The sequence below is a fragment of the Psychrobacter sp. DM8 genome (genome assembly GCF_051307025.1).
Classification (GTDB): domain Bacteria; phylum Pseudomonadota; class Gammaproteobacteria; order Pseudomonadales; family Moraxellaceae; genus Psychrobacter.
Map to the genome: position 1 here is coordinate 409,420 of NZ_CP195538.1, position 24,715 is coordinate 434,134.

The following is a 24,715-nucleotide window of genomic DNA, read 5'->3' on the forward strand; positions in this document are numbered from 1 at the left end:
GTTAAATTAGTATATTATTAGCGGTGACAATTGGGTAATAATAGTAATACAAATCGTAATATATGATTACCTATTGAATATTGATGTCATGACAATAGTTCAGAAAGTTACTTTCGCAAAAGGGATTTTCACAAAAGGGATTTTTATGAAAAAACAACCGTTAGTCGCTATGGTGCTACTACTTAGCGCCACTCTCGCGCGAGCTGCTGAAGAATCAGCTGTGGTCGTTGAGCAATCGGGTTTAGAAGCATTTGGTGCAGGTCTCGATGGGTTTATGGGCAATGCCTTTGGTTGGTTCGTCGACCTTATTTTCTTTTCAGTACCACTTGGTGATGTCAGCTTTCCGCTTATTGTGGGTTGGTTGTTAGTTGCCGCGCTAGTGTTTACCTTTTACTTCGGATTTATTCAGTTTCGCCAAATAGGGTTGTCTCTAGATATTGTTAGAGGCAAATATACCGATCCCAATCCTGCTACCAAAGAAGAAGGCGAGGTCAGTCATTTTCAAGCCCTAGCTACTGCTTTATCAGGTACCGTTGGTCTTGGTAATATCGCAGGCGTTGGTGCAGCGCTTGCCATTGGTGGTCCTGGTGCTACCTTTTGGATGATTATGGTTGGCCTATTCGGTATGGCGACCAAGTTTGTAGAGTGTACGCTCGGTGTCAAATACCGTACGATACTACCATCTGGGGCTGTATCTGGTGGCCCTATGTACTACCTAAGCCGCGGTATGGCTGAACGTGGTATGGGCGGATTAGGTAAGTTTTTAGCGGTTGGTTTTGCTCTCATGTGTATTCTAGCAACCTTTGGTGCTGGTAACATGTTTCAGGGTAACCAAGCCTTTGCAGTTATGAGCTCTACCTTTAGTATTCCAACAGAGTACAGTTTATTCTTTGGTATTGGTTTGGCTGTTTTAGTTGGTATGGTTATCATCGGTGGTATGCCGCGCATTGCAACCGTTACCGAAAAAGTCGTACCCTTTATGGCCTTGTTATACATCACTATGGCGGTAATCGTATTAGTTGCTAACTTTAATCTTATTGGCGCCGCATTCGGTGAGATTTTCACAGGTGCCTTCACAGGTGCAGGCGTAGCTGGTGGCTTTATTGGCGCACTTATTCAAGGTTTAAAACGTGCGACTTTCTCTAACGAAGCCGGTGTTGGTTCAGCCGCTATTGCTCACTCAGCAGTAAAAACTAAAGAGCCTGCTACGGAAGGCTTAGTCGCTTTGCTTGAGCCTTTTATTGATACGGTTGTTATCTGTACCATGACGGCGCTGGTTATTACTATCTCTGGGGTAAATACTGTCGCAAACTTGCAAACCCAAGCGCTCACTGGTGTGGATCTAACCCGTGCAGCCTTTATGGAAACGGCGCCTATTTTTCAGTATTTCCTAGCTGTGGCGGTATTGCTGTTCGCTTTTTCAACGATGATTTCATGGTCATATTATGGCCTAAAAGCTTGGACTTACCTCTTTGGTGAAGGTAAAGGCGGCGAGATGATATACAAACTTATCTTCTTGGTCTTCGTCGTTATCGGTACCATCGTACAGTTTAGCTTTGTCATCGACTTCTCAGATGCCGCGCTCTTTGCAATGGCGATCTTTAACATCATCGGTCTGTACTTCTTGATGCCAGTTGTGAAAAGAGAGATTAATTCTTTTGTCGCTCGCGTGAAGAGTGGTGAAATTAAAAAGTACAAATAGCGAGTTTGATTCAAAAACTTTAGTTTCTTAATACGTTATAAAAGCCCGCTAAGCACTATCTTAGCGGGCTTTTTGCTATCTGCCAATTGTAATTGGCTAGACGCTTAGCAAGACGCCCAAATGTCATGTGATTTAAACTTTTATACGACTACCCACAGCTGCGGCCTGCCAAAATCTCTAAAAGCATCTTCAATCATACTTTTAAACACGTTAAAATCCTCAGTATTAATTTGCTTTACATCCGTCAAATCTAAACGTAAATGCTTAGCATCGCTATCGGTTAAGCAGTCCCAAGCACTATCCCAATTATGTGCAAAGTAGTCAGGAAAACTAAGCGCCTTATCCAATGCGGTTAATAGAGCGGCTTTGTCCAGCACTTCTTTGATAACGATATTAACTGCTCGCTTGGGTATAGCAGTCGTCTTGCTATCTTGGTTTATATAATGAATGGCTTGGCTCATTTATCTCACCTGTAATTGGCTAAAACTGTCGTAGTGATCAACAGTTAAATAATAGACGGTTGGCGGATTGCCACCTGTGACGATACGGCGCGCGCCGCGATGAGAGACGCCAGGGGTAGGTACAGTGTACTCTCGGTAGTAGCCACTGGCCTCTTTGGGCAGGCGACCTTCACGATTATAAAAAGTTGTGCCGTCTTTAGCAGGATAAGGGAAAGGCCCGCCCTGCCCAATAAGCGCAATAGTATTGTCAATTTGCGCGTCACCCGTGATAGCGTTTTGATTGGTAGTTTCTGCTGATTGAGCAATAGTAGTTGACCTAGGGCCATTATCAAAAATCGATTGTAGATCACCAAAGAAATAGGCAGCCAAGGCGATGATAGCGATGATGCTAAATAGGCGTGAGATAGGACTGCGCTTTGTTTGACCGATGCGGCGCTGATTACTTTTATGGTTTTTAGAGTTGCCTTGAAGATTGGCGTTCGCTGCGCGCTTTGGCGTCTTTTTTGCAGAGTGTGATAGTGGCGTCTCTTGTAGGTTCAGCGATGTCGAGGTTACCTCAAGGGCACGCAACTGGTTTTTGTCATTGCGCTCGCTGGTAAAGTAGACGCGCTGACCAATACTGACAGGCTCAGACAAGCGTACTGTTGTGATGTGAAAGAACACATCTTCATTTTGATCGTCCACATCGATAAAGCCATAGCCTTTATCCTCGTTCCAGTGCTTAATAGTGCCGCTTTGCATAAGCCAGCTGTCCTATGATTTAGATTTTTAGATAGTATATATAACTTAGTTATAACGCACAAAAACGCCAGCGACTAGGCTGGCATTTTTTATTTAGATTAGATCAATTAAGCGCGGGTTTCACCGTGGCCATAGACGATCCATTTTTGTGAGGTGAGACCCTCAAGTCCTACAGGACCGCGGGCGTGAATTTTGTCCGTTGAGATACCGATTTCAGCACCGAGTCCATACTCAAAACCGTCAGCGAAGCGGCTAGAGGCGTTAATCATCACGCTGGCTGAATCGACTTCCCGGATAAAGCGCTGCGACTTGGTATAATTATCAGTGATAATGACATCAGTATGCTGACTACCGTGGGTATTGATATGCTCAATCGCGTCATCGATACCGCTGACGACTTTGACAGCTAAAATCGGCGCTAGATACTCAGTGTCCCAGTCCTCAGAAGTGGCCGCTGACAGATGACCGTTTAGCGTCGCATTGTCTTTTAATATCGCTTGCGCTTTGTCATCGACACGCAGTTGCATGGCATTATCCGCTTTGATAATAGCTTCAGCGATTTGTGGCAGCAGCTCATCTGCGACTGCTTCGTCAACGAGTAGCGTCTCCATTGTATTGCACGTGCCATAGCGATGCGTCTTAGCATTAACACTAACTTCTATCGCAATCTTAGGATCGGCATCACTATCTATAAAGGTGTGACAGTTACCGTCTAAATGCTTGATCACAGGCACTTTGGCGTCGTTGCTGATACGCTCAATTAGACCTTTGCCGCCGCGCGGCACGATGACATCGACGTATTTAGTCATCGTAATCAACTCGCCGACAGCAGCGCGATCAGTGGTCTCTAGCACTTGTACACTATGCTCAGATAAACCTGCATTGGCGAGCCCTTTGTGAATGCACTTAGCAATCGCCTGATTGGACTCAAAAGCCTCGGAGCCGCCGCGCAAGATAATCGCGTTGCCCGATTTGAGCGCCAGTGATGCCGCTTCTAAAGTCACATTAGGGCGCGATTCATAAATCATGCCGACGACGCCGAGCGGTACGCGCATTTTACCCAGATGGATACCAGAGGGACGATAGGTCATGTCGGTGACCGCGCCTATAGGGTCAGGTAAGGCGGCAACATCTTTGAGACCTTGCAGCATACCGTCAAAACGGGCGTCATTTAATTCTAAGCGGTCGAGTAATGCTGAGTCTAAATTGTTCTTTTCACCTTTATCCATATCGATTTTGTTGGCGGATAAGATGTCTTGTTTGGCATCGACTAACACGTCATGAATAGCAATGAGTGCTGCGTTTTTGTCCCCTGTATTAGCAGCAGCGAGCGCGCGAGAAGCGGCGCGGGCTTGTTTGCCGACGGTTTGCATATAAGTATGAATATCTGTCGTTGATTGAGTCATAACTAATAATCCTTATGTGATAAATGATAGATATTGATAGGCTGATGACGCTAACTGTATAAAAGACATGTGGATATAAGGTTTGTAAATATTAGACACACCTAAAAGCAGAAAAATCTGCTTCATGTTATCAGATGCCGTTATAAGTGATAGGTAAGTAACGGTTTTGTTAGCGTCTTGGCGTTATGCCATTTAACATAGAGGAGATTGCGTCGTTAGTAAAGATGAATTTGTGAACAGCATTCATTTGTAATCGGCAATTAACCCTTAATGCGCCTATTGATAGAACAAATATGATAGAACAAATACGGTTACGCAGTTTTAACAGAAAGCGGCTTTAAATACTAAGGTCAACCAGTAGCAATAGCAGTACAATGATCAGCACCAAAGCATTTTTACCATTTACTCAAAAAGGAGCTTATATGACTGCTACCGAGAAAAAAGCAAAACCTATCATATCTAAAAAATGGTTGTATGGCTCCTTAGTCGCACTGGCACTGATCTGGGGCGTCTATACCAACACCGAAGCCGCTAATAATAATGGGGCACCAAACTCAGTGGAACAAGTACAGATCGATAATGGCAATGACGACATCGATATCGTTACGGACGATGATTATGCTAGTGATGACGATATTGACAATGACAATGACAATGACAATGACAATTATAATGACAATTATAATGATGATGATACTGACCAAGAGTGGGGCTATGACTCTTTAGATGACGAAGAGTAAATGTTATTACTTTTAACAACTAAATAATGATGAGTGATTATATTATGCAAAAATCTATTTATAAAAACCTATTGCTGGCGACATTAGCAACTTCAGTACTCGCTTTGAGCGCTTGTGAAGACAAAGGCTCTAAAACCAGCGAAGATGATCCGACTTATGATGCGCAAACTGAAATTGAGCAAGAAGCCACTAGCGTCGATAATGATATGCCAGCAGACGATGTGGCTATTGCAAGCGCCAATGATGGTGTTGCGATGGACAACGAGGTTATGAATGACGATGTTGCTATTGCTACAGCGGATGACTCAGAGGTTCTTGATGGCACTGAATCATCAGAGCACGTGTCTACTTACTAAATCAGTAGATAGTAGGGCGCAAAAGACACTGAGATGCTAAAATAACGCTCAAATGTGCTACGGCAGATTTGAGCTTTTTTGTGTCTTTATTTGAATAGACAAATACACGTTTGCCTTTTGGCTGTATTTTAGGCGACAATATGCAACCTTTCGTCGCTGCCAAATCAATTAATCTATTAGATAAAAGCACTTAGATTCTAACTTCTTATTACTCATACCTATTGGAAACCTGCTAAATCATGCTTGATATCGCAAAAGATCCGACTCGTCCTATCGCCTTAGACCTAGAAGATATTCATAAAAGCTATGGCTCACTAGCAGTACTCAAAGGCGTGTCTTTGACCGCGTATGATGGCGATGTCATCTCTATATTAGGCTCGTCAGGCTCTGGGAAATCAACTTTGCTGCGCTGCATCAATATGCTAGAGAAACCGAATAAAGGTCGCATCACGATCGGTAATGATGAGCTGATGCTAAAACCGGGTAAGTCAGGTGAACTGCAAGCGGCGGATGTCAAAGAATTAGAGCGGCTGCGCGCCCGCGTAGGATTTGTATTCCAAAACTTTAATCTGTGGCCGCACAAGACCATTTTGCAAAATATCATCGAAGGGCCGACGCAGGTTCTCAAAGTTAAAAAAGCGCAAGCGATCAGCGATGCTGAAAAGCTACTCGATAAAGTGGGGCTACTCGATAAAAAAGACGCTTATCCGGCGAATTTATCGGGCGGCCAGCGTCAGCGCGTTGCCATTGCACGCGCCTTAGCAATGCAGCCGCAGGTTTTGCTGTTCGATGAGCCAACCTCAGCGCTAGATCCAGAACTGGTTAATGAAGTGCTCGCTGTGATGCGTGAGCTGGCAGAGGAGGGGCGCACGATGCTGATTGTGACTCATGAAATGCGCTTTGCTCGTGAAGTCTCAAGCCAAGTGGTGTTTTTGCATCAAGGCGTGATAGAGGAGATGGGTACACCTGAGCAAATATTTGACAATCCAACCTCTGAGCGCGTCAAAGACTTTATGTCGTCGCATCGTCAGTAACCACGTTTTTAGCTATATCAATAACCATGTTTTTAAAAGTACTACTCATTAAATCCATACTATGGATAAACAATCCTCTAGTAACAGACTTTCATTAAAAAATTATTGCACAATAATGACAGCTCAGTTGCAAAATGTTTGTTTTTGATATTTGAGTCAGGTATTATCAAAGAGTTTATGCAGCGCTCTAAGCTGTCCTCACTTTATATCAGCAAGTTCTATGGTTTGGCATGGATGTCAGATCATTATTCTTGCGTATTTATTCAACACTAAGGAATGTAAGATGTCGAATTCTCGCCTATTGTGGTCATCGATGACCGTCGCTACCGCTATGCTGATTGGGGCATGTAGCCCAGCTACTGATGAGACTGCTACTGACGCCAACGTAGATGCGGCTACCACAGATACCGCGACTAAGACCATACGTATTGCCACCGAAGGCGCTTACCCTCCTTTTAACATGACCAATGCTGATGGTAGTCTGTCAGGTTTTGATGTTGATGTCGCCAACGCCCTATGCGAGCAGATGCAAGCACAGTGCGAGATTGTCGCGCAAGATTGGGACGGTATTATCCCAGGTCTATTGGCACAAAAATATGATGCGGTCGTCGCTGGTATGTCAATCACTCCTGAACGCCAAGAAAAAGTCGATTTTACTGAGCCTTACTTCGCTAATACTATGGTGTGGCTAACTGATACCGAAAGTGGTTTTGATCCTATGGCGATCAAAGACCTCACTTTGGGCGGTCAGCGTTCAACCACACCTGGTGCTTATCTACAAGATAACTATGAAGGCAAAGATGGCAATACCGTTCAGTTGTATGACAACTATGATAATGCCTATCTGGATCTAAAGTCAGGTCGTAGCAATGCAGTCCTCGCCGAAAAAGTCTCGACCAAATCATGGCTGGCTGATAATACTGAAGGCTTCGGTATAGTAGGCGATGAGATCGATAACAATGACAACATCGCTATCGCCGTTCGTAAAGATGATCCGTTAAGAGATGAGTTTAATAAAGCCCTTAGTGAAATCCGTAGTAATGGTGAGCTGGCACGTCTTGAGCAAGAAAATTTTGGTCAGTAAATGAGTTGAGTTATTCTAATTCTAAAAGTACTGCTCTCGCTCACACCTATTATTTGACGCAATATACTTTTGACGCAATATACTAAGGACTTACTACAATGAAAAACTTAACCACACTAAAATCTAAAGCCAAATGGCTTGCGCCTGTCAGTATCGCGATGCTGATGGTTGCAGGCTGTAGCAATAATAGTACGACTACTGATGAGACAGTAGCGGTCGATACGGCGACTACCGATGCGCCAATGAATATCAAAATCGCCACTGAATCAAGCTACAAGCCGTTTAGTTATACTGACGCTGATGGCAAATTAATTGGCTATGAGATTGAACTGATTGATGCTCTATGCGCGCAAATGAAAGCCGACTGTGAAGTAATCTCACAAGATTGGGACGGCCTAATACCTGGTCTAAATGCACAAAAATTCGATGCGATTATCGCTGGCATGTCGATCACGCCTGAGCGCCAAGAAGTTATCGAATTCTCTGACCCATACTTTTATAGTGGTATTGTCCTTATCGGCAAAAAAGGCGATGATCTGACGATAGATAATTTGGCAGGTCAGCCAATCGGTTCACAGCGCTCTACTGTATCTGCGCAGTACTTGCAAGATGAGCATCCAAATGCTGACATCAAATTCTACGATACTCAAGATAACGCCTATTTAGATCTTACATCAGGTCGCGTACGCGCAATGATGTCGGACAAAGTTACAGGCATTGACTGGTTAAAGACGCCAGCAGGGCAGGATTACGAAATCAAAGGCGCTGAGATCAATACTGATGAAGACGCGATGGGCATTGGCTTTCGTAAAGATGATCCTTTAGTTGCCAAATTCAATCAAGCCCTTGGCGAGCTCAAAGACAACGGCACTTATGAGCAAATCACCGCCAGCTATTTTGGCACCAGCTCAACGGCTGCCGCGCAGCAAGCGGCTAACGATAGTGTCGAAGAAGTACTCGTCATCGATGAGGGTAGCGTAGAGGGTAACGCGCTGATCGCTGAAGAAGAGCAAGCAGAGGCTATGGCTAACTAATATTTGGATTAAGTATCAAGGATGATCATGATAAAGACTTTTGTATCACTGGTAGCGATATCAGCACTGGCATTATCAGGCTGTAGTAATAGCCAAGATACTGGCGCTGAGCCTGTAGACGCGGCTCCCAATACCGATGAAATCTTACGCGTGGCAACAGAAGGTGCTTATGCGCCTTTTAACTATACCAATGCTGATGGCTCATTAGGTGGGTTTGATGTCGAAATGGCTAATGCTATATGTGACGATATGAAAGTCACTTGTGAAATTATGGCGCAAGATTGGGATGGTATCATTCCAGGACTCAAAGCGGGCAAATACGATGCTATCGTGGCGGCGATGTCAGTGACGCCAGAGCGGGCGCAGCAAGTGAGCTTTACAGATCCTTATTTTAGCAACACTTTAGTGTTTTTAGCCAAACAGGGCAGCAGTTTTGATCCAAGTAACCCTGATGATATCAATACTAATTCTATCGCCGCGCAGCGCTCTACTATCTCATCACAGTGGCTAGAGGGCGAATACCCTGACGCGAATATGATGCTATATGACACGCTAAGCAATGCATTCTTAGATTTAGGTTCAGGTCGCGTTGATGCGATGGTCTCTGACAAGCTGCCTGCTATCGAATGGCTCAGCTCAGAATCTGGCAGCGGTTACGTGCTAAAAGGCGATGAGATCGATATCAAAGACAACTTTGCGATCGCAGTACGCCCAGGTGATGAGCTTGAGGGTAGAATAAATCAAGCGCTTGCTAATATCAAAGCTGATGGCACCTATGATGCGCTTAATGATAAGTACTTTTCAGTAAGCACGCAGTAGCCAGTACGAAACAGCAGCTGCTAAAATACAGTAGTTGCTAAAATACAATGACTAAGCTATTGCAAGAAAGACATTACCGCTTTGGTGATGTCTTTTTTGTATGCATAGCGCTGCTGGTATATGATAAAATCAGCGCTCAGTTTGCTGCGCTAGTCATAAGGGTTGTAGCGCGCTTTTATAAGGTCACTATCTGACACATTATAAAAACGTTATAAACACGTTGTTTGAGACGATAGTAAACGACTATTTTATTGATAATACAAAGAGAATAAGTGAATAATTGTGTTTGACCTACAAGGATTTGGCGCGCTATTGTTAAGCGGCGCCGCTGTCACTATCAAGCTTGCGGTAACCAGCCTAATTATCGGTATGGTATTAGGTCTGCTTGGTGCAACAGCAAAACTCTCTGACGTCTGGATACTGCGCAAGCTTGCGACAGTATATACGGCGACGATGCGCGGTATTCCTGAGCTGCTCTTAGTCCTGTTTATCTACTATGGCGGCTCTATCTTGTTGATGAGTATTCTCAAGAGATTCGGCTATAACGAGTACGTCGAGGTCAGTGCTTTTTGGGGCGGTGTTATGGCGCTATCCATCGCTTTTGGCGCTTATGCAACCGAAATCTTTCGGATGTCTATACAAGAGATTCCGATAGGTCAAAGCGAGGCGGCGCAAGCGGTCGGTATGCGTCCTTTTCAGATATTTTACCGTATTACCTTACCGCAAGTCTGGCAAATTGCACTACCAGGTTTAGGTAATTTATTCTTAGTGCTGCTCAAAGATACCGCTTTGGTCTCTGTCGTCGGTCTCAAAGACATCATGTATCAGTCCTCGCGCGCCGCGCAATCAACGCAGCAGCCTTTTACCTTTTATATGGCAGCTGCGATTATCTATTTGGGTTTGACCATGCTTATCACAGGCTTTATGCTTTGGCTGGAATGGCGTGCTAATCCAGCGGCGCGCTATGCCAAAAAACTAAGCCGTCAATCTGCCCCTAGCCAACCGATCGCCAAGTAGAGGAGAGTCACTTATGGATTGGAATTGGCAAGTTATTTTTGAGCATATCCCAGACCTCTTAGGCGGCGCAGTATTGACTGTGCAGCTGGTCGTGGTCTCAGGTATTATCGGGCTATTTTTTGGTCTAGTATTAGCGCTACTGCGATTGTCCAAAAGCTGGGTCATACAGATATTACCTTTTTTATATATTTTCTTCTTTCGCGGTACGCCGCTGCTGGTACAGATATTTTTGATCTATTATGGTTTGGGCCAGTTTGAGTGGATACGGGAGTCGATGCTTTGGGATCCTGTGCTTAGCCAAGCCTACTGGTGCGCTATAATTGCCTTTACCTTAAATACGAGTGCTTATCTGGCTGAGATTATTCGCGGTGCGATTCAGACCATACCAGTAGGTGAGCTTGAAGCCGCTGATGCGATCGGAATGTCCAAATGGCAAAAGCTTACGCGCATTACCCTGCCGCGCGCTTTTGGTATTGTCATTCCCGCCTATAGTAACGAAGTCATCTTTATGCTCAAAGGTAGCGCGCTCGCCTCAACCATAGCACTCATGGATATCACTGGGGTGGCTCGTACGATTAGTGCGCGCACTTATACCTTGATGGAGCTGTTCTTTGCCGCAGGTATTGTTTATCTGCTGCTGTCATGGGTAATCTTGTTTAGCTTTAGACTCTTTGAGAAGCGAATGAATCGCCATGCCAGCTACGTGCCGCCAGATGTTATGACCAATACCATTCCGTAATAAGTTGGAGTTTAAACCACAAGTTATTCGTGGTTTAGACCTCATCACTTAAATAGTGCCCTATCTATTAACTGTAGCTATCAATTTGTAGTGAGGATTTTGTATGAGTCAATCGTCACATATGTCTTTAGTAAATACTATTGATGATAACGTTAATGATGATAGTGCGATAAAAGCTAGCGAGCGTTTGTGTGCGTCTATCGGTAAAGTCGTTTGTGTCGGCCGCAATTATGCCGCGCACGCCGCTGAGCTTGACAATGAGATACCTAGTGCCCCTATGCTTTTCATGAAGCCTGCCTCCTCTGTAGTTTCTATCAGGCAAGATATCATCCGTCCCGACCCACAAGTGTATGGCGAAACGCATTATGAGACGGAGCTATGTATTCAGCTGGCATGTGATCTAAGTGCAGCGACGGCTGAGCAAGCCCGCCAGGCAATATGTGGGGTAACTTTAGGTCTTGATTTGACCTTGCGCGAGCTTCAAAGCGCGCTCAAAGCCAAAGGTCATCCTTGGGAGCGTGCTAAATGTTTTGATGGTGCATGCGTACTTGGCGATTGGCTTGATCCAAAAGCGGTTGGAGATTTGACGCAAGTACATTATCAATTGCACATCAATGATAAGCTGGCGCAAGATGGTGATAGTGCCTTAATGCTGTTCTCAGTTTATGATTTACTTGCTGATATCAGCCATGCCTTTAGCTTACAAAAAGGCGATGTCATCATGACCGGTACCCCAAGTGGCGTTGGCGCGCTAGGAGCGGGTGACAAGCTCATGCTTTGTCTTGGTGATCATCAATGGATAACGTCAGTGCGATAACGTCGCCGCAGTTATATCAGATGTCAGTTCATCATAATTATAGTAATGATGGCTTGTTGCGCTTCGTTAGTCGTCAAATTCCTACCGCCCATAACAAGCACACTTGTGAGTCAATCCCTTTTCTTCTCTTTGCTTGCGTTAAGGGCTAGTATGTCAAATACCCTTTAACCGCTGAGCACGTCACCACTATGAACAGCACAGAGAACAGCCCAGATTCACTCGACACTATTCACGATCTATTCTCTAGTGCTCGGCACAAGACCGAAGCTTGCACGATCGCTGAAAGCATGCCGCTACATGCCGACTTATATGAACAAATCGCTCAGCTTGAGTCAATCGATGAGAACGAAGTCGCCAAACTATTAGAAGATGACGGCGATCCTATATTACCGCGTCAGCCGATTACTTTAGGCGATTTTTTTGAGGGTCTAGCGCAGCTGGCGACTATGGGCGTGGTCGAGGTCACAGATATCGTTGAGGCGATTCACCGTGAGGTGATTTTGCGTCCTTTAGGGCGGTTTAATGATGAAGGTCATTTCAACAACTGGCAGCGCGGTATCACTGGGCGTATCTACGGTACAGTTCGTCATATTATGCTGCTAGTTGGCAATAACTTATCATCAGTACTACGCCTATATAAAAGTGTTTCCAATGACAAAAAACAACAGCCTTTGCCTGAGTCCTTAAAAAAGCTAGTCAATGTTTTTAATGGGGTCATGGGCGATCACTTAGTTAATCACAATAACGCGCTTGCCATCTCTATGGCATTGTATGATAGGTACGGTCAGATACAGCGCCGAGAGCTCTCTGGACGCGTCATTATTTTGTGTCATGGCCTATGTATGAGTCATTTAAGTTGGCAGCCTGCCAAAGGTGACGGTTTGGGCGACTTTATCTTAAATAGTCAGCCTGACGCTACGGTACTATATTTAGATTACAACACTGGACGCCGTATCTCACGCAACGGTCATACGCTCTCCAAAGTCCTGCAAAACCTCGTCGATAATAATCCAGCACTGACACAAATCGATCTGGTTGGTCACAGTATGGGTGGCTTAGTTGCGCGTAGTGCGCTGTTTTATGGTCAGCAAGATCGCATGAGCTGGGTTAAAGGTGTTGGCAACCTGGTGACTCTAGGCTCGCCGCATCACGGCGCTATTCTTGAGCGCATTGGCTTTATGGTACAAGATATCATCGCCAAACTCCCTTTTGCAGGCTCTCTTGCCAAATTGGGTGATATGCGTAGCGCAGGTATTATTGATTTGCGCCATGGTAGTATCCGTGATGCCGATTGGAAGTCTTTGGAGGGCCGCAATGTGTTGCCACAAGACTTTCGTCATCCTGCGCGCTTGCCTCGGCACGTGAATACATTTTTTGCTGCCGCCACTTTGATTGAGACTTATTATGGCTCAAAGGTATCAAACGTCGTAGGGGATGGGCTGGTATCTATAGATTCGGCATTAGGTGAGCATGCTGATGAGCATACTTTAATGCTACCCGATGGCAACAAAGCGATATTTTATGGCGTAAGTCACATGAACTTAATGTACAACGAACGCGTTTTTAGACAAGTGGTAATGTGGCTACTTGATAATGGTAAAACGGACTACTCAAAAGAGTCTCGCGTACACTCTTATCCCGATACGGTAGAAGTGGTGATCTAATAGCGCACTGACAAAAAACCCTCAAGCGGCATACTTGAGAGTTTTATTATAGGTAGCTTGATATTGTATTTGGCTTAATATTGTATTTAGCCTGATATTGTATTTGAGCTACTATTTAAACAAAGACTACTCAGCAAATATCGCTGACACATCTTCTTTATCAAAAGTGTAGACTGCGCCGCAAAACCCGCAATCCATCTCAAAGCTGCCGTTTTGCTCGGCTAAAATATCTAGCGCTTCGGTCTCACCAATCTGCTCAATCGCCATCGCGCATTTCTCGCGCGAACAAGTACAACCAAACGCTAACGTTACAGGATCAGGAGCGACGACGTTCTCTTCATTATATAGACGATAGATAATCTCGCTGGCGTCCAAAGTGGTCAGCTCCTCGTCCTTGACCGTACGAGTGAGCAGCGACAGGCGAGTCCACAAGTCATCATCGATACCCGCGTCTTCGTTTTGCTCAACCTCATAAGCCTCTTCAGCAGTACGTGGCAGCATTTGTACCAAGATGCCTCCAGCTTGCAAGCCGTCTGAGGCAAGACTGATTAGAGTCGGAATCTGCGCTGACTGCTTTTGGTAATGGGCAAGGCACTGAGCTAGATTATCATGGGTACGCTCAACGATGCCTTGATATGCCTCGCCGCCATCAGGCTGAATATTGATAAACAATACGCCTTGACCTGTTGCGCCAAGCTCAGCAAACGCCTCATCAGCATAAGTCATGTTATTCCAAGCTTGTACTTGCTCATCCGTCTGTCCCTTCCAGCTGGCAAGCGCGCGTATAATACCGTCTTGATCGCACTCTGCCATCGCCCAGTTAAGCAAGCTGTCGCTGTCTGATGATTGCAGCTGAATAGATAGATGACCATCGATTTTGACGGTACCGATAAGCAAACTTGCTGCCGTCAACATCTCACCTAACAAGCGCCTGATGGCCTCGGGATAATCTTTTTGAGCGATAGTTGAAGCATAACTGCGCGACAAGCGCACCACATCACCGCGCACAGGGGAGTCCTCGATAAAAAATCGCTGACGCACATCAGTAGTGCTGCTATCGTTATTATGCTGTGTATTTGTGGTTTGGGTATCTGAAGTCATAAGTCATTTATTCTTTGAAAAGTTGATAGCTTTATGGGGATTATCAAAGATTTATCAATCATGTGTGCGTATGTTTGAGACTTATATCGCAGTTATTCTGAATGTAAATATAGAACAGATGTAGACAACTAAAGTGAGAATATGACGCGTCCTAAGAAAAGTGTTGTAAAGTAACATAAAGTTGCACTATTATGAACGCTAGGTAAACATTTCAACAAGTAACAAGTAAATATTGATAAGCAATTATTTTAAATAGAAGCAACTGCATGGACGCTTAGCGAGGACTTTACCTGCGCGCAGGCGTCCTCTTAAATTTGTATTGTGATAAAAGGATGTATCTCATGGCTTACGCTTTAACAAAACCTTTAACCTTCGCCGCCCTATTAGCTTTGGGTTTGACAGGTTGCAACAACAGTAATCAGACCGCAACTGAAGAGGCGCCCGCAGATGGTGCTACGACAGAAGCGGCTGCCAATCCTAATGGCACCTTACAAAAAATTAAAGACTCAGGCACTATCGTAGTCGGTTACCGTGATTCTTCTATTCCGTTTTCTTATATCGCAGATGATCCCAATCAGCCAATGGGTTACGCGCATGACTTAGAGATGAAAGTCGTTGAAGCTATCAAGCAAAACCTAAACATGCCAGATCTAAACGTTCGCTATAATTTGATCACTTCACAAACTCGTATTCCACTCGTACAAAACGGTACAGTCGACTTTGAATGTGGTTCTACGACCAATAATGAAGAGCGTCAAGAGCAAGTGGCCTTCTCGAACGGTTTCTTTGAGATCGGCACGCGCTTGCTTACCAAAAATGACTCAGGTATCAGCGGTTTTGATGACTTAGAAGGCAACACGCTAGTCACCACTGCAGGAACAACCTCTGAGCGTTACATCCGTCAATACATTGACGAGAAGCAAATGGATACCAATGTCATCTCAGCCAAAGATCACGGCGAAGGCTTCCTTATGTTAGAAAATGGTCGTGCGGATGCCTTTATGATGGATGATGTCTTGCTAGCAGGCGAAAAGGCCAAAGCCAAAAATCCTGACGAATGGGTTATCGTAGGTGAGCCACAATCGTTTGAGATCTATGGCTGCATGATGCGCAAAGACGATCCAGAGTTTAAGGCCGTGGTCAATGAAGCGCTTAACAATGTCTATAGCTCAGGCGAGATCAACGATATCTATAGCAAGTGGTTCTTGAACCCAATCCCACCAAAGAACGTCAATTTGAACTTTGAGATGTCAGACAATCTAAAAGCCCTCATTGCCAATCCGCATGACAGCGCGCAACCAAAAGTGGCTACTGCGCAGTAACAGCGTCCTTCAACACAGCTGCTTGCTTACTGAGTTAATATTTAGTATTAGCTTAGTAGGCAGGCTTATTTATCGCAGCTTGGAGAGACCGTTATGAACTATAGCTGGAACTGGGGTGTGCTCTTTGAGCAGACTGGCATCGGTAATGAGCTATATATTCACTGGATGATTACTGGTCTTGGCTGGCTGCTATTGATCGGTAGTATCGCCTGGACGATCGCGATGGTCATCGGTACCATCTTTGGTATTATGCGCACGCTACCAAGCAAAACTGCGCGTCGTATCGGTACCGCTTATGTGACCTTTTTTCGTAATATTCCGCTACTCGTACAATTATTCTTCTGGTTTTATGTCGCGCCCGGTTGGCTCACGCCCGCTTTGCAAGAGTGGTGGTATAGAGACTTGTCGCCGAACACCTCAGCGATGCTCTCAGCGAGTATCGGGCTTGGGTTATTCACCGCCGCCCGTATCGTTGAACAAGTGCGCACAGGTATTGAATCCTTGCCGCAGGGGCAAATCAACGCCGCCTATGCGCTTGGGTTTACGATTCCGCAAGCCTACAAGCAAGTGCTGTTACCACAAGCCTTTCGTATTATTTTGCCGCCGCTAAGCTCAGAGCTGACCAACTGCTTTAAAAACGCTTCGGTCGCCTCTTTAGTTGGCGTGATGGAGCTAATTAGTCAGACTAAGACCATTAGCGAGTATACGCAAAATAGCCTTGAAATTTATACTTACGCGACGATTATCTATCTGGTTTTTAATTTATCCCTGATTGCTATTATGGGCTTAATTGAGCGCAAACTGCGCGTACCTGGGCTTATCGCAGGGAGTCAAAAATGAATATGACTGAACTTGCGACCGCATATCCTGGCCTATTAGGCGGTATGCTGACCACGCTTAAAGTATTGTTTTTAGCGATTTTGGGCGGTATTAGCTTGGGCACTGTGCTCGCTTTGATGCGTTTATCTGGCATCAAAGCACTAGAAGTCCCTGCCAAACTATACGTCAACTATTTTCGTTCAGTGCCACTGTTATTGGTACTACTTTGGTTTTACTTTGCCGTACCTATGATCTACTTTTGGGTTGCGGGCAAATACTTACAACTCGATGCTGCTTTTGCCTCCTGTGTGGTTGCCTTTATGATGTTTGAGGCGGCGTATTTCTCGGAGGTTGTCAGAGCGGGTATTCAATCGATCGGAAGCGGACAGGTCAATGCGGCCAAAGCGCTGGGTATGACCTATGGACAGACGATGCGTTTGGTCATCTTGCCGCAAGCGTTTCGTAAGATGCTGCCGCTAATACTTCAGCAGTGTATTATCTTATTTCAAGATACGACGCTGGTATTTGCTATTGGCTTGACGGACTTTTTCCGCGCCGCCTACGTGCGCGGGGAGTTGATGGGCTTGTTAACGCCATATATTTTAGGCGCAGGTGCCGTGTACTTTATCATCAGTTTGAGCGCCTCTATCGGCGTACAGCAAGTACAAAAGCGTTTGAGGTTTTAGAACAGGGTATAAAGAGTATTTTATACCGCAATTACATATAGAAAAATGGCTAGGAGCCTGCGATGAGCAAAGCTGACACATATATAAATGACTTTGGTGGACTGGTCACAAATAACGGCCATGCTACCGATGAGATGGTCGTTGAAATTGACAGCGTCAGCAAATGGTATGGCGACTTTCAAGTATTGACCGATTGTACTGCGCACGTACACCGAGGCGATGTTGTCGTCGTTTGTGGCCCGTCAGGTAGCGGTAAATCCACTTTGATCAAGACAGTTAACGGTCTTGAGCCTTTTCAAAAGGGACAGATCATGGTCAATGGCATCTCGGTTGGCGACTCCAAAACCAATTTGCCCAAACTGCGTAGCCGCGTTGGCATGGTGTTTCAACATTTTGAGTTGTTTCCGCATCTGACCATTATCGATAATTTGACTGTGGCACAAATCAAAGTCTTGGGACGAAAAGAGGACGAGGCCAAAAAGAAAGCTATGGCGTATCTTGATCGCGTTGGGTTAACCGTACAAGCCGCTAAATATCCCGCCGAGCTCTCTGGTGGTCAGCAGCAGCGCGTTGCTATTGCCCGTGCTTTGGCAATGGACCCGATAGCCATGTTATTCGATGAGCCCACCTCAGCGCTTGATCCTGAAATGATTCAAGAGGTGCTCGATGTGATGGTAGAGCTGACCCGTGATGGTATGACGATGATGTGCGTGACCCACGAGATGGGATTTGCCAGCCAGGTCGCCAATCGTATTATCTTTATGGATGAAGGTCACATCGTTGAGAACTGTAGCAAAGATGAGTTTTTTGAAGGCGCAAAAAGTGAGCGCGCTCAGCAATTTTTATCAAAGATCTTAAATCACTAATTATGATGATAAGCATTATTTAAAACGTCCTAAAAAGGGCGTTTTTTTGTGTTTAAAAGGTTTTTACATTTATCTTTTGCAGAGATGCTTTGAGCTTACAAGTGTTCTTGGTTTGTTGTTACAATGGTTATCATACTTGCCACTTTATAATAAAGAATATTTGAGCAAAATCGGAGCTTATATGACAGAGCAAAATACAGTGACTGCAAAAACGTCCTTTGACGAAAATGGCGTGGTTATTATCGGCGCAGGCCTCGCAGGCTGGCATGTGATTGATGCGATTCGTAGTAAAGATAAGGACATCCCAATCACCTTAATCACCGCCGATAGCGGCGATCGCTATCACAAGCCGATGCTAACGATGGCAATCAGTCAAAACAAACGCGTAGCAGATTTGGTGCGGGCAACAGGCGCTGATGCTGCAAAAACCGCTAATATAACTTTGCTCGCTGATACGCAAGTCAGCGATATCGACGCAGCTACTCAGCAGTTGCATCTGGTCTCCGCCACACGATCAGACCCTGCTAACATGGCTTATGCCACGTTGGGGTATGACAAGCTGGTGCTAGCTATGGGCGCGCATCCTATCTTCCCTAAGAGTTTGCCTGAGAGTTTAGTCTGGCATGTCAATCACATCGAGCGCTTTGGGCAGTTGCAAGAAAAGCTGGGTACAGGCAGTCAACGCGTTGCTATCGTCGGTGCTGGCATGGTGGGCACTGAGATTGCAGAGGACTTGTTAAAAGCAGGTCATAAGGTGACTTTGCTTGATCTAAACGATGCCCCACTTGCGCAAATGCTACCTGCAAAGGCTACCGCGCGTATTGCCAAAGCGATAGAGTCGCAAGGCATACAGTTTTTGGGCGGTTATCAAGTCACAAATGTTAATCGTAACGATGATGACACGCTGACGCTTAGCTATGAGTTTTTAAAAAATAACAGCGAGTCTACAGAAAACCAACCTACTAACCTGATCGTCGATCACGTGATTGCCAGTACCGGTCTCATTGTTGATGACAAGTTGCCCGCTGCAGCAGGCATCGAGTTTGATCGCCGTACGGGTATCGTCGTTGACGCCTCAACGTTGCAAGCTCAATCAAGCGCAACTGAATCAAGCCAAATTCAGTCAAACCCTATTTATGCTATCGGTGATTGTATGTCGATTGATGGGGTCGCCTGTCGCTATGTCGCGCCATTACGAGCGCAAGCGGCAACGATTGCAGATGATATTTTGGGTACTGATCATAACGGTTATGAGCACAAACCACCTATGATACGTCTCAAAAATAAAGCCATCTCGGTCATGGTCGTAGGCACGCCGCAAGCTGATGGCAACTGGCAGGTTACCACTGAGAGCGAGGACGAGCTGGTCATGGATTTGATCAAAGACAATAAGGTGAGCGCCACAGTGACTATCAAGGCCCCTGTAGTCATCAGACAGTAGCTAAAGTCTAAATCATTTAAATGATACGTACCGTATCGGTATTATTGACAAGTCTTGAATGAAGGCGCTATAGTAGTGGTAGACAAAGCTGTGGAATATATGTTCTATTAGCAATAGCCTATAGATTCTACAGATAAGCACAACGAAAGGACTCGTTATGACTCAAACTCCTAATTTTGATACTATTCTTAATAATGTCCCAAGCATAAATATGGGCGAGCGCTCGGCGAATGCGCCGCTCACTAAGAGCTACGATAAAGGCCCTGATGTGCCGCTTATTGAGGCGACCATTGGCGACTTTTTTGATGCTATTGCTGACAAGTATCCTGATCGTATGGCGCTGATCTCCTCGCATCAAAATATCCGCTGGACCTACAAAGAGCTACAACAGCAGGTCAATCAGCTGGCAAGCGCCATCATAGAGATGGGGCTTGAGATTGGCGATCGTATCGGCATCTGGTCGCATAACAATAGCGAGTGGCTACTGATGCAATTGGCGACCGCCAAAGTGGGTATCGTCCTTGTCAACATTAATCCCGCTTACCGCACCTTTGAGCTGCAATACTCACTCAATAAATTAGGCTGTTCGGCGCTGGTACTTATGCGCCATTTCAAAAGCAGCGACTATGCGCAAATGGTACGCGAGCTGTGTCCTGAGATCTATCACAAGACTTATAATCAGCTTGATTTAGTCGAGATTCCAACGATTGAGCGTATTATCTGGATTGATGAGCCAGGCAATGATGACAACTTTGATTATATGCAAAAGTTCTCTGACTGGATGAGTGAAGGCGACGCCAATGATCCACGTATTGCCGAGCGTCAAGCTCAGCTCAAAAACACTGACGCGATCAATGTGCAATTCACCAGCGGCACCACAGGTACACCGAAAGGCGCGACCTTAACGCACCGCAATATCCTTAATAACGGCTACTTTATCGGGGAGGCGATGAATCTCACCTTCGATGATATCTTGTGTATTCCCGTTCCGCTTTATCACTGCTTTGGTATGGTGCTTGGTAACTTAGCCATTCTCACTCACGGCGGCTGTATCGTTTATCCTAATGATGGCTTTGAGCCGCTTAGCGTATTGGAGGCGGTGCAGGCTGAGAAGTGCACCGCGCTGCATGGCGTGCCAACGATGTTTATCGCTATGCTTGATCATCCTGATTTTGCGCAATACGATTTATCTACGCTACGCACAGGCATCATGGCAGGCTCTAGTTGCCCAATTGAGGTCATGCGCCGCGTTATCGATGAGATGCACATGGATGAGGTTACTATTGCTTATGGCATGACCGAAACCAGTCCTGTGTCCTGTCAGACTAACAAACACACCCCGCTTGAAAAGCAAGTATCAACTGTCGGTTTGGTTCAGCCCGCCCTTGAGGTCAAAGTTGTCGATACCGAAACGGGCGAGATTGTGCCGTTAGGGGAGACAGGGGAGCTGTTGACGCGTGGCTATTCGGTCATGAAAGGCTATTGGGGCAGCCGCTTTAAGACTCGAGAAGCTATCCAAGACGGCTGGATGCATACGGGTGACTTGGCGACGATGGATGAGGATGGCTATGTCAAAGTCGTCGGTCGTAGTAAAGATATGGTCATTCGCGGCGGCGAGAATATCTATCCTGTCGAGATCGAAAACTATCTGTATCGTCATCCCAAGATCCGCGATGTACAAGTCGTCGGCATTCCTGATAAGCGTTATGGCGAGGTGTTAGCGGCTTTGATCATTCCAAAAGAGCCTGATTGCTTAACTGAAGATGAGGTCAAAGAGTTCTGCCGCAACAATATTGCTCATTATAAAATACCGACCTACTATCGTTTTGTTGAAGAGTACCCGATGACTATTACCGGTAAAATCCAGAAGTATAAAATCATCGAAGAGATGGTCGCTGAGTTGGGGTTAGAGTAATGGCTAATCACGGTTAGATATAAAAGCAGAACACTGCTATGTATTAACTAGCTATATATTAATTATCTAAGTACTCAGTTTTTAAGTAAGAAGCTATTAAATAGAAAGTTGTCAAATAGCAAGTATAAGTATAAAGACCTATTATAAAAAGGGATGTCATGAGCGCTATAATCACCAGTAAATTGAGTCCAAACGCCAGCGAGTTTCAACAAAACCGCGAAGCTATGCAAGTCATCGTTGACGATCTATATGAGCATCTAAATAAAGTTGCAAAAGGCGGGTCAGAGCGTGCACGTGCCAAGCATTTAGCGCGCGGTAAGCTGTTGCCCCGTGAGCGTGTTGAGCGCCTGCTTGATGTTGGTACGCCGTTCTTAGAAGTCGCCCCGATGGCGGCGCATGATATGTATGGCGAGGATATCCCAGCCGCTGGCGTGATCGCAGGTATTGGTCGTATCAATGGTATTGAGTGCATGATTGTCTGTAATGATGCCACCGTCAAAGGCGGTACTTATTATCCTATGACGGTCAAAAAGCATTTGCGCGCGCAAGAGATTGCGCAAGAAAACCATCTGCCTTGTGTCTATCTCGTTGACTCAGGCGGCGCGAACTTACCCAATCAAGACGAAGTTTTCCCTGATAAAGATGACTTTGGGCGTATCTTTTTTAATCAGGCCAATCTAAGTGCCGCAGGGATTCCGCAGATTGCGGTGGTCATGGGCAGCTGTACTGCAGGCGGCGCTTATGTGCCCGCGATGAGTGATGAGTCTATCATTGTTAAAGACCAAGGCACGATATTTTTAGGCGGACCACCACTGGTCAAAGCGGCGACGGGCGAGGAGGTTAGTGCTGATGATTTAGGCGGCGGTGACGTACACACGCGTCTATCAGGGGTGGTCGACTATCTCGCGCAAAACGATACTCATGCTTTATCTATAGCGCGCGATATCGTCGGTCACTTAAACCGCGATGCCAAGGTCATTCCTAATCAAATCACGCCGCGTCCGCCACGTTATGACGCCAAAGAGCTATACGGCATTATTCCAACAGATAAGCGCAAACCTTTTGATGTTAGAGAAATCATCGCTCGCATCGTCGATGACAGTGCGTTTGATGAGTTCAAAGCGCGTTTTGCTACGACTATCATTTGCGGTTTTGCCCATATCGAAGGGATGCCCGTCGGTATTACCGCCAACAACGGCATCTTGTTTAGCGAGTCGGCGCAAAAGAGCACGCACTTTATTGAGCTGTGCTGTAAGCGTAAAATCCCACTCGTGTTTTTGCAGAATATCACAGGCTTTATGGTTGGGCGCAAGTACGAAAACGAAGGTATTGCCCGTCATGGTGCCAAGATGGTCATGGCTGTTGCCAATGCCAAAGTGCCCAAATTTACCGTTATCGTTGGTGGCTCGTTTGGCGCCGGCAACTATGGTATGTGTGGCCGCGCTTACAGTCCACGCTTTTTGTGGATGTGGCCTAATGCTCGTATTTCAGTCATGGGCGGCGAGCAAGCGGCCTCAGTACTGGCAACGGTCAAGCGCGATAATTTTGAGCGCAAAGGTGAGGCATGGAGCGAGGCTGACGAAGAAGCCTTTAAAGCGCCGATTCGCGATATGTATGAAGAGCAAGGCCATCCTTATTATGCCACTGCACGGCTTTGGGACGATGGTGTGATTGATCCTGCTGATACGCGCAAGGTATTGGCGCTTGGACTGAGTGCTGCGCACAACGCCCCGATAGAAGAGACGACGTTTGGTGTCTTTAGAATGTAGGTTGATATGTTTTGTGTAGGGTGGGCTAGCGAATGCGTAACCTGAAAGCTGTAAAAACGAAGCACTGCTTCGTTAAGCTTGCAAGGAAAATCTTTTGAATAAGATTTTCTATTAGAGTAAGACAATACGGTGGGTTAGGTTTTACCTGCATTCTCCATAAGAATTTTAAAAACTAACCAACCCTACCACTCTTCACGGAATTAGTAAGAGCGCTAAGTCAGAACCAACGTCACAAAAGCACCACAAACAGGAACAAACATATATGAATAATCATAAAAATCTACTAGTAACCACAGAAAACTATATCGCAACCGTAACCTTAAATCGTCCTGAGATTCGCAATGCTTTTAATGATGAGATGATTAGCGAATTAACAGCTGTGTTTAAGCAATTGGGTCAAAGCGACGAGGTTCGCGTTATCACTTTAGCGGCAGCAGGCAAGGCGTTTTGCGCGGGCGCGGATCTAAACTGGATGCGCGCTATGGCAGATTACGACTATGATGAAAATCTAGCCGATGCCGATAAACTCGCGCAAATGCTCAAGACAATTTACAAGTGTCCTAAACCTACCATTGCCGCTATTCAAGGCGATGTTTATGCGGGTGGTATGGGTTTGGTTGCAGTATGTGATGTGGCTATCGCAGTCAAAATCGCTAATTTTTGCTTAAGTGAAGTACGTTTAGGTTTAGCGCCTGCAACGATTAGCCCTTATGTCATACGAGCTTTGGGCGCGCATGCCTCGCAGCGTTATTTCTTAACGGCTGAAGTGTTCGATGCCAAAAAAGCGCGTCAATTAGGCTTTATCCATGAGCGCGTTAATGAGGACGAGTTGCAAAATAGAGTGGCTGCAATATGCGCCAAGATTGTCAATAATAGCCCTGATGCGGTCAAGACTTGCAAGCGACTTTTGCATGATATCGCTGGCGAGACAATAGACGATAAATTAATCGCTGATACGGTAAAAGATATCGCTGATATTCGGTCGTCAGAGCAAGGAAAGGAAGGCGTACAAGCCTTTTTACAAAAGCGTAAGCCTGATTGGCTCAGCTGATAACTACGCATCTAGCGAATAGGTATCTAGCAAATTAAGTATCTAGCAAATAAATATATAACAACTAACCCTATAATTAAGGACTCTTATACTAATCTTCTAGGCTCAGCTTAACAAAGCGGGCTTAAGTA

Annotated in this window: 23 protein-coding genes; 19 read left to right on the top strand and 4 right to left on the bottom strand. The window is 45.5% G+C overall.

Going from position 1 to position 24,715, the window contains the following annotated elements:
• Positions 1–145 precede the first annotated feature (145 nt).
• Positions 146–1,702, top strand: coding sequence for an alanine/glycine:cation symporter family protein (locus tag ACR64J_RS01815; RefSeq protein ID WP_435950214.1), 1,557 nt, complete (start codon positions 146–148; stop codon positions 1,700–1,702).
• Between the two features lie 140 nt (positions 1,703–1,842).
• Here ACR64J_RS01815 and ACR64J_RS01820 read toward each other — a convergent pair whose 3' ends face one another.
• The 3 genes from ACR64J_RS01820 to ACR64J_RS01830 form a co-directional block, all read right to left on the bottom strand.
• A complete protein-coding gene (locus ACR64J_RS01820) occupies positions 1,843–2,163 on the bottom strand; it encodes a barstar family protein (protein WP_435950215.1) in 321 nt (106 codons plus the stop codon).
• Positions 2,164–2,904 (bottom strand): ribonuclease domain-containing protein, encoded by a 741-nt coding sequence (locus tag ACR64J_RS01825; protein WP_435950216.1) that lies wholly within the window; start codon positions 2,902–2,904, stop codon positions 2,164–2,166.
• 107 nt (positions 2,905–3,011) lie between these two features.
• On the bottom strand, positions 3,012–4,310 hold the full coding sequence (locus tag ACR64J_RS01830) for a glutamate-5-semialdehyde dehydrogenase (protein WP_317200216.1): 1,299 nt from the start codon (positions 4,308–4,310) through the stop codon (positions 3,012–3,014).
• Positions 4,311–4,732: 422 nt separating this feature from the next.
• Here ACR64J_RS01830 and ACR64J_RS01835 point away from each other — a divergent pair, with 422 nt between their 5' ends.
• The 10 genes from ACR64J_RS01835 (at position 4,733) to ACR64J_RS01880 (ending at position 13,614) form a co-directional block, all read left to right on the top strand.
• Positions 4,733–5,050, top strand: coding sequence for a hypothetical protein (locus tag ACR64J_RS01835; protein WP_435950217.1), 318 nt, complete (start codon positions 4,733–4,735; stop codon positions 5,048–5,050).
• 44 nt (positions 5,051–5,094) lie between these two features.
• Positions 5,095–5,406, top strand: coding sequence for a hypothetical protein (locus tag ACR64J_RS01840; RefSeq protein ID WP_317200214.1), 312 nt, complete (start codon positions 5,095–5,097; stop codon positions 5,404–5,406).
• 239 nt (positions 5,407–5,645) lie between these two features.
• Positions 5,646–6,440: an ABC transporter ATP-binding protein gene (locus ACR64J_RS01845; RefSeq protein ID WP_435950218.1), complete on the top strand. Its 795-nt coding sequence runs from the start codon at positions 5,646–5,648 to the stop codon at positions 6,438–6,440.
• 283 nt (positions 6,441–6,723) lie between these two features.
• The gene (locus ACR64J_RS01850; protein WP_435950219.1) at positions 6,724–7,524 is read left to right on the top strand and encodes a transporter substrate-binding domain-containing protein; all 801 of its coding nucleotides are present in this window, start codon (positions 6,724–6,726) and stop codon (positions 7,522–7,524) included.
• Between the two features lie 98 nt (positions 7,525–7,622).
• Positions 7,623–8,558, top strand: a complete 936-nt coding sequence (locus ACR64J_RS01855; protein ID WP_435950220.1) for a transporter substrate-binding domain-containing protein — start codon at positions 7,623–7,625, stop codon at positions 8,556–8,558.
• Between the two features lie 24 nt (positions 8,559–8,582).
• Entirely contained in the window at positions 8,583–9,377 is a 795-nt protein-coding gene (locus ACR64J_RS01860; protein WP_435951003.1) for an ABC transporter substrate-binding protein, read from the top strand.
• Positions 9,378–9,659: 282 nt separating this feature from the next.
• On the top strand, positions 9,660–10,394 hold the full coding sequence (locus tag ACR64J_RS01865; RefSeq protein ID WP_317200209.1) for an ABC transporter permease: 735 nt from the start codon (positions 9,660–9,662) through the stop codon (positions 10,392–10,394).
• 13 nt (positions 10,395–10,407) lie between these two features.
• Complete coding sequence (locus ACR64J_RS01870; RefSeq protein WP_435950221.1) at positions 10,408–11,133, top strand: ABC transporter permease; 726 nt, start codon at positions 10,408–10,410, stop codon at positions 11,131–11,133.
• Between the two features lie 103 nt (positions 11,134–11,236).
• Positions 11,237–11,950, top strand: a complete 714-nt coding sequence (locus tag ACR64J_RS01875) for a fumarylacetoacetate hydrolase family protein (protein WP_435950222.1) — start codon at positions 11,237–11,239, stop codon at positions 11,948–11,950.
• 188 nt (positions 11,951–12,138) lie between these two features.
• The gene (locus ACR64J_RS01880; protein WP_317200206.1) at positions 12,139–13,614 is read left to right on the top strand and encodes an alpha/beta fold hydrolase; all 1,476 of its coding nucleotides are present in this window, start codon (positions 12,139–12,141) and stop codon (positions 13,612–13,614) included.
• 126 nt (positions 13,615–13,740) lie between these two features.
• Here ACR64J_RS01880 and ACR64J_RS01885 read toward each other — a convergent pair whose 3' ends face one another.
• The gene (locus ACR64J_RS01885; protein WP_435950223.1) at positions 13,741–14,715 is read right to left on the bottom strand and encodes an Hsp33 family molecular chaperone HslO; all 975 of its coding nucleotides are present in this window, start codon (positions 14,713–14,715) and stop codon (positions 13,741–13,743) included.
• Positions 14,716–15,056: 341 nt separating this feature from the next.
• Between ACR64J_RS01885 and ACR64J_RS01890 the strand changes: the two genes are divergently transcribed.
• From ACR64J_RS01890 to ACR64J_RS01925, 8 genes are all read left to right on the top strand, one after another.
• Complete coding sequence (locus ACR64J_RS01890) at positions 15,057–16,037, top strand: glutamate/aspartate ABC transporter substrate-binding protein (RefSeq protein WP_435950224.1); 981 nt, start codon at positions 15,057–15,059, stop codon at positions 16,035–16,037.
• Positions 16,038–16,130: 93 nt separating this feature from the next.
• Entirely contained in the window at positions 16,131–16,877 is a 747-nt protein-coding gene (locus ACR64J_RS01895; protein WP_317200203.1) for an amino acid ABC transporter permease, read from the top strand.
• A complete protein-coding gene (locus ACR64J_RS01900; RefSeq protein ID WP_317200202.1) occupies positions 16,874–17,542 on the top strand; it encodes an ABC transporter permease subunit in 669 nt (222 codons plus the stop codon). The genes ACR64J_RS01895 and ACR64J_RS01900 overlap by 4 nt, the downstream gene beginning before the upstream one ends.
• A gap of 134 nt (positions 17,543–17,676) precedes the next feature.
• Positions 17,677–18,408: an amino acid ABC transporter ATP-binding protein gene (locus tag ACR64J_RS01905; RefSeq protein ID WP_435951004.1), complete on the top strand. Its 732-nt coding sequence runs from the start codon at positions 17,677–17,679 to the stop codon at positions 18,406–18,408.
• Positions 18,409–18,589: 181 nt separating this feature from the next.
• Positions 18,590–19,849, top strand: a complete 1,260-nt coding sequence (locus tag ACR64J_RS01910; RefSeq protein ID WP_435950225.1) for an FAD-dependent oxidoreductase — start codon at positions 18,590–18,592, stop codon at positions 19,847–19,849.
• A gap of 157 nt (positions 19,850–20,006) precedes the next feature.
• Positions 20,007–21,764: an AMP-binding protein gene (locus ACR64J_RS01915; RefSeq protein ID WP_435950226.1), complete on the top strand. Its 1,758-nt coding sequence runs from the start codon at positions 20,007–20,009 to the stop codon at positions 21,762–21,764.
• Positions 21,765–21,922: 158 nt separating this feature from the next.
• Complete coding sequence (locus ACR64J_RS01920; protein ID WP_435950227.1) at positions 21,923–23,533, top strand: carboxyl transferase domain-containing protein; 1,611 nt, start codon at positions 21,923–21,925, stop codon at positions 23,531–23,533.
• 262 nt (positions 23,534–23,795) lie between these two features.
• Complete coding sequence (locus ACR64J_RS01925; protein WP_435950228.1) at positions 23,796–24,584, top strand: enoyl-CoA hydratase/isomerase family protein; 789 nt, start codon at positions 23,796–23,798, stop codon at positions 24,582–24,584.
• The last annotated feature ends 131 nt before the right edge of the window (positions 24,585–24,715 follow it).

What these genes read in the sequence shown, in the direction of transcription:
- ACR64J_RS01815 (WP_435950214.1), top strand. Translation starts at nt 146, where the DNA reads ATGAAAAAACAACCGTTAGTCGCTATGGTGCTACTACTTAGCGCCACT.
- ACR64J_RS01820 (WP_435950215.1), bottom strand. Translation starts at nt 2,163, where the DNA reads ATGAGCCAAGCCATTCATTATATAAACCAAGATAGCAAGACGACTGCT.
- ACR64J_RS01825 (WP_435950216.1), bottom strand. Translation starts at nt 2,904, where the DNA reads ATGCAAAGCGGCACTATTAAGCACTGGAACGAGGATAAAGGCTATGGC.
- ACR64J_RS01830 (WP_317200216.1), bottom strand. Translation starts at nt 4,310, where the DNA reads ATGACTCAATCAACGACAGATATTCATACTTATATGCAAACCGTCGGC.
- ACR64J_RS01835 (WP_435950217.1), top strand. Translation starts at nt 4,733, where the DNA reads ATGACTGCTACCGAGAAAAAAGCAAAACCTATCATATCTAAAAAATGG.
- ACR64J_RS01840 (WP_317200214.1), top strand. Translation starts at nt 5,095, where the DNA reads ATGCAAAAATCTATTTATAAAAACCTATTGCTGGCGACATTAGCAACT.
- ACR64J_RS01845 (WP_435950218.1), top strand. Translation starts at nt 5,646, where the DNA reads ATGCTTGATATCGCAAAAGATCCGACTCGTCCTATCGCCTTAGACCTA.
- ACR64J_RS01850 (WP_435950219.1), top strand. Translation starts at nt 6,724, where the DNA reads ATGTCGAATTCTCGCCTATTGTGGTCATCGATGACCGTCGCTACCGCT.
- ACR64J_RS01855 (WP_435950220.1), top strand. Translation starts at nt 7,623, where the DNA reads ATGAAAAACTTAACCACACTAAAATCTAAAGCCAAATGGCTTGCGCCT.
- ACR64J_RS01870 (WP_435950221.1), top strand. Translation starts at nt 10,408, where the DNA reads ATGGATTGGAATTGGCAAGTTATTTTTGAGCATATCCCAGACCTCTTA.
- ACR64J_RS01875 (WP_435950222.1), top strand. Translation starts at nt 11,237, where the DNA reads ATGAGTCAATCGTCACATATGTCTTTAGTAAATACTATTGATGATAAC.
- ACR64J_RS01880 (WP_317200206.1), top strand. Translation starts at nt 12,139, where the DNA reads ATGAACAGCACAGAGAACAGCCCAGATTCACTCGACACTATTCACGAT.
- ACR64J_RS01885 (WP_435950223.1), bottom strand. Translation starts at nt 14,715, where the DNA reads ATGACTTCAGATACCCAAACCACAAATACACAGCATAATAACGATAGC.
- ACR64J_RS01890 (WP_435950224.1), top strand. Translation starts at nt 15,057, where the DNA reads ATGGCTTACGCTTTAACAAAACCTTTAACCTTCGCCGCCCTATTAGCT.
- ACR64J_RS01895 (WP_317200203.1), top strand. Translation starts at nt 16,131, where the DNA reads ATGAACTATAGCTGGAACTGGGGTGTGCTCTTTGAGCAGACTGGCATC.
- ACR64J_RS01900 (WP_317200202.1), top strand. Translation starts at nt 16,874, where the DNA reads ATGAATATGACTGAACTTGCGACCGCATATCCTGGCCTATTAGGCGGT.
- ACR64J_RS01905 (WP_435951004.1), top strand. Translation starts at nt 17,677, where the DNA reads ATGGTCGTTGAAATTGACAGCGTCAGCAAATGGTATGGCGACTTTCAA.
- ACR64J_RS01910 (WP_435950225.1), top strand. Translation starts at nt 18,590, where the DNA reads ATGACAGAGCAAAATACAGTGACTGCAAAAACGTCCTTTGACGAAAAT.
- ACR64J_RS01915 (WP_435950226.1), top strand. Translation starts at nt 20,007, where the DNA reads ATGACTCAAACTCCTAATTTTGATACTATTCTTAATAATGTCCCAAGC.
- ACR64J_RS01920 (WP_435950227.1), top strand. Translation starts at nt 21,923, where the DNA reads ATGAGCGCTATAATCACCAGTAAATTGAGTCCAAACGCCAGCGAGTTT.
- ACR64J_RS01925 (WP_435950228.1), top strand. Translation starts at nt 23,796, where the DNA reads ATGAATAATCATAAAAATCTACTAGTAACCACAGAAAACTATATCGCA.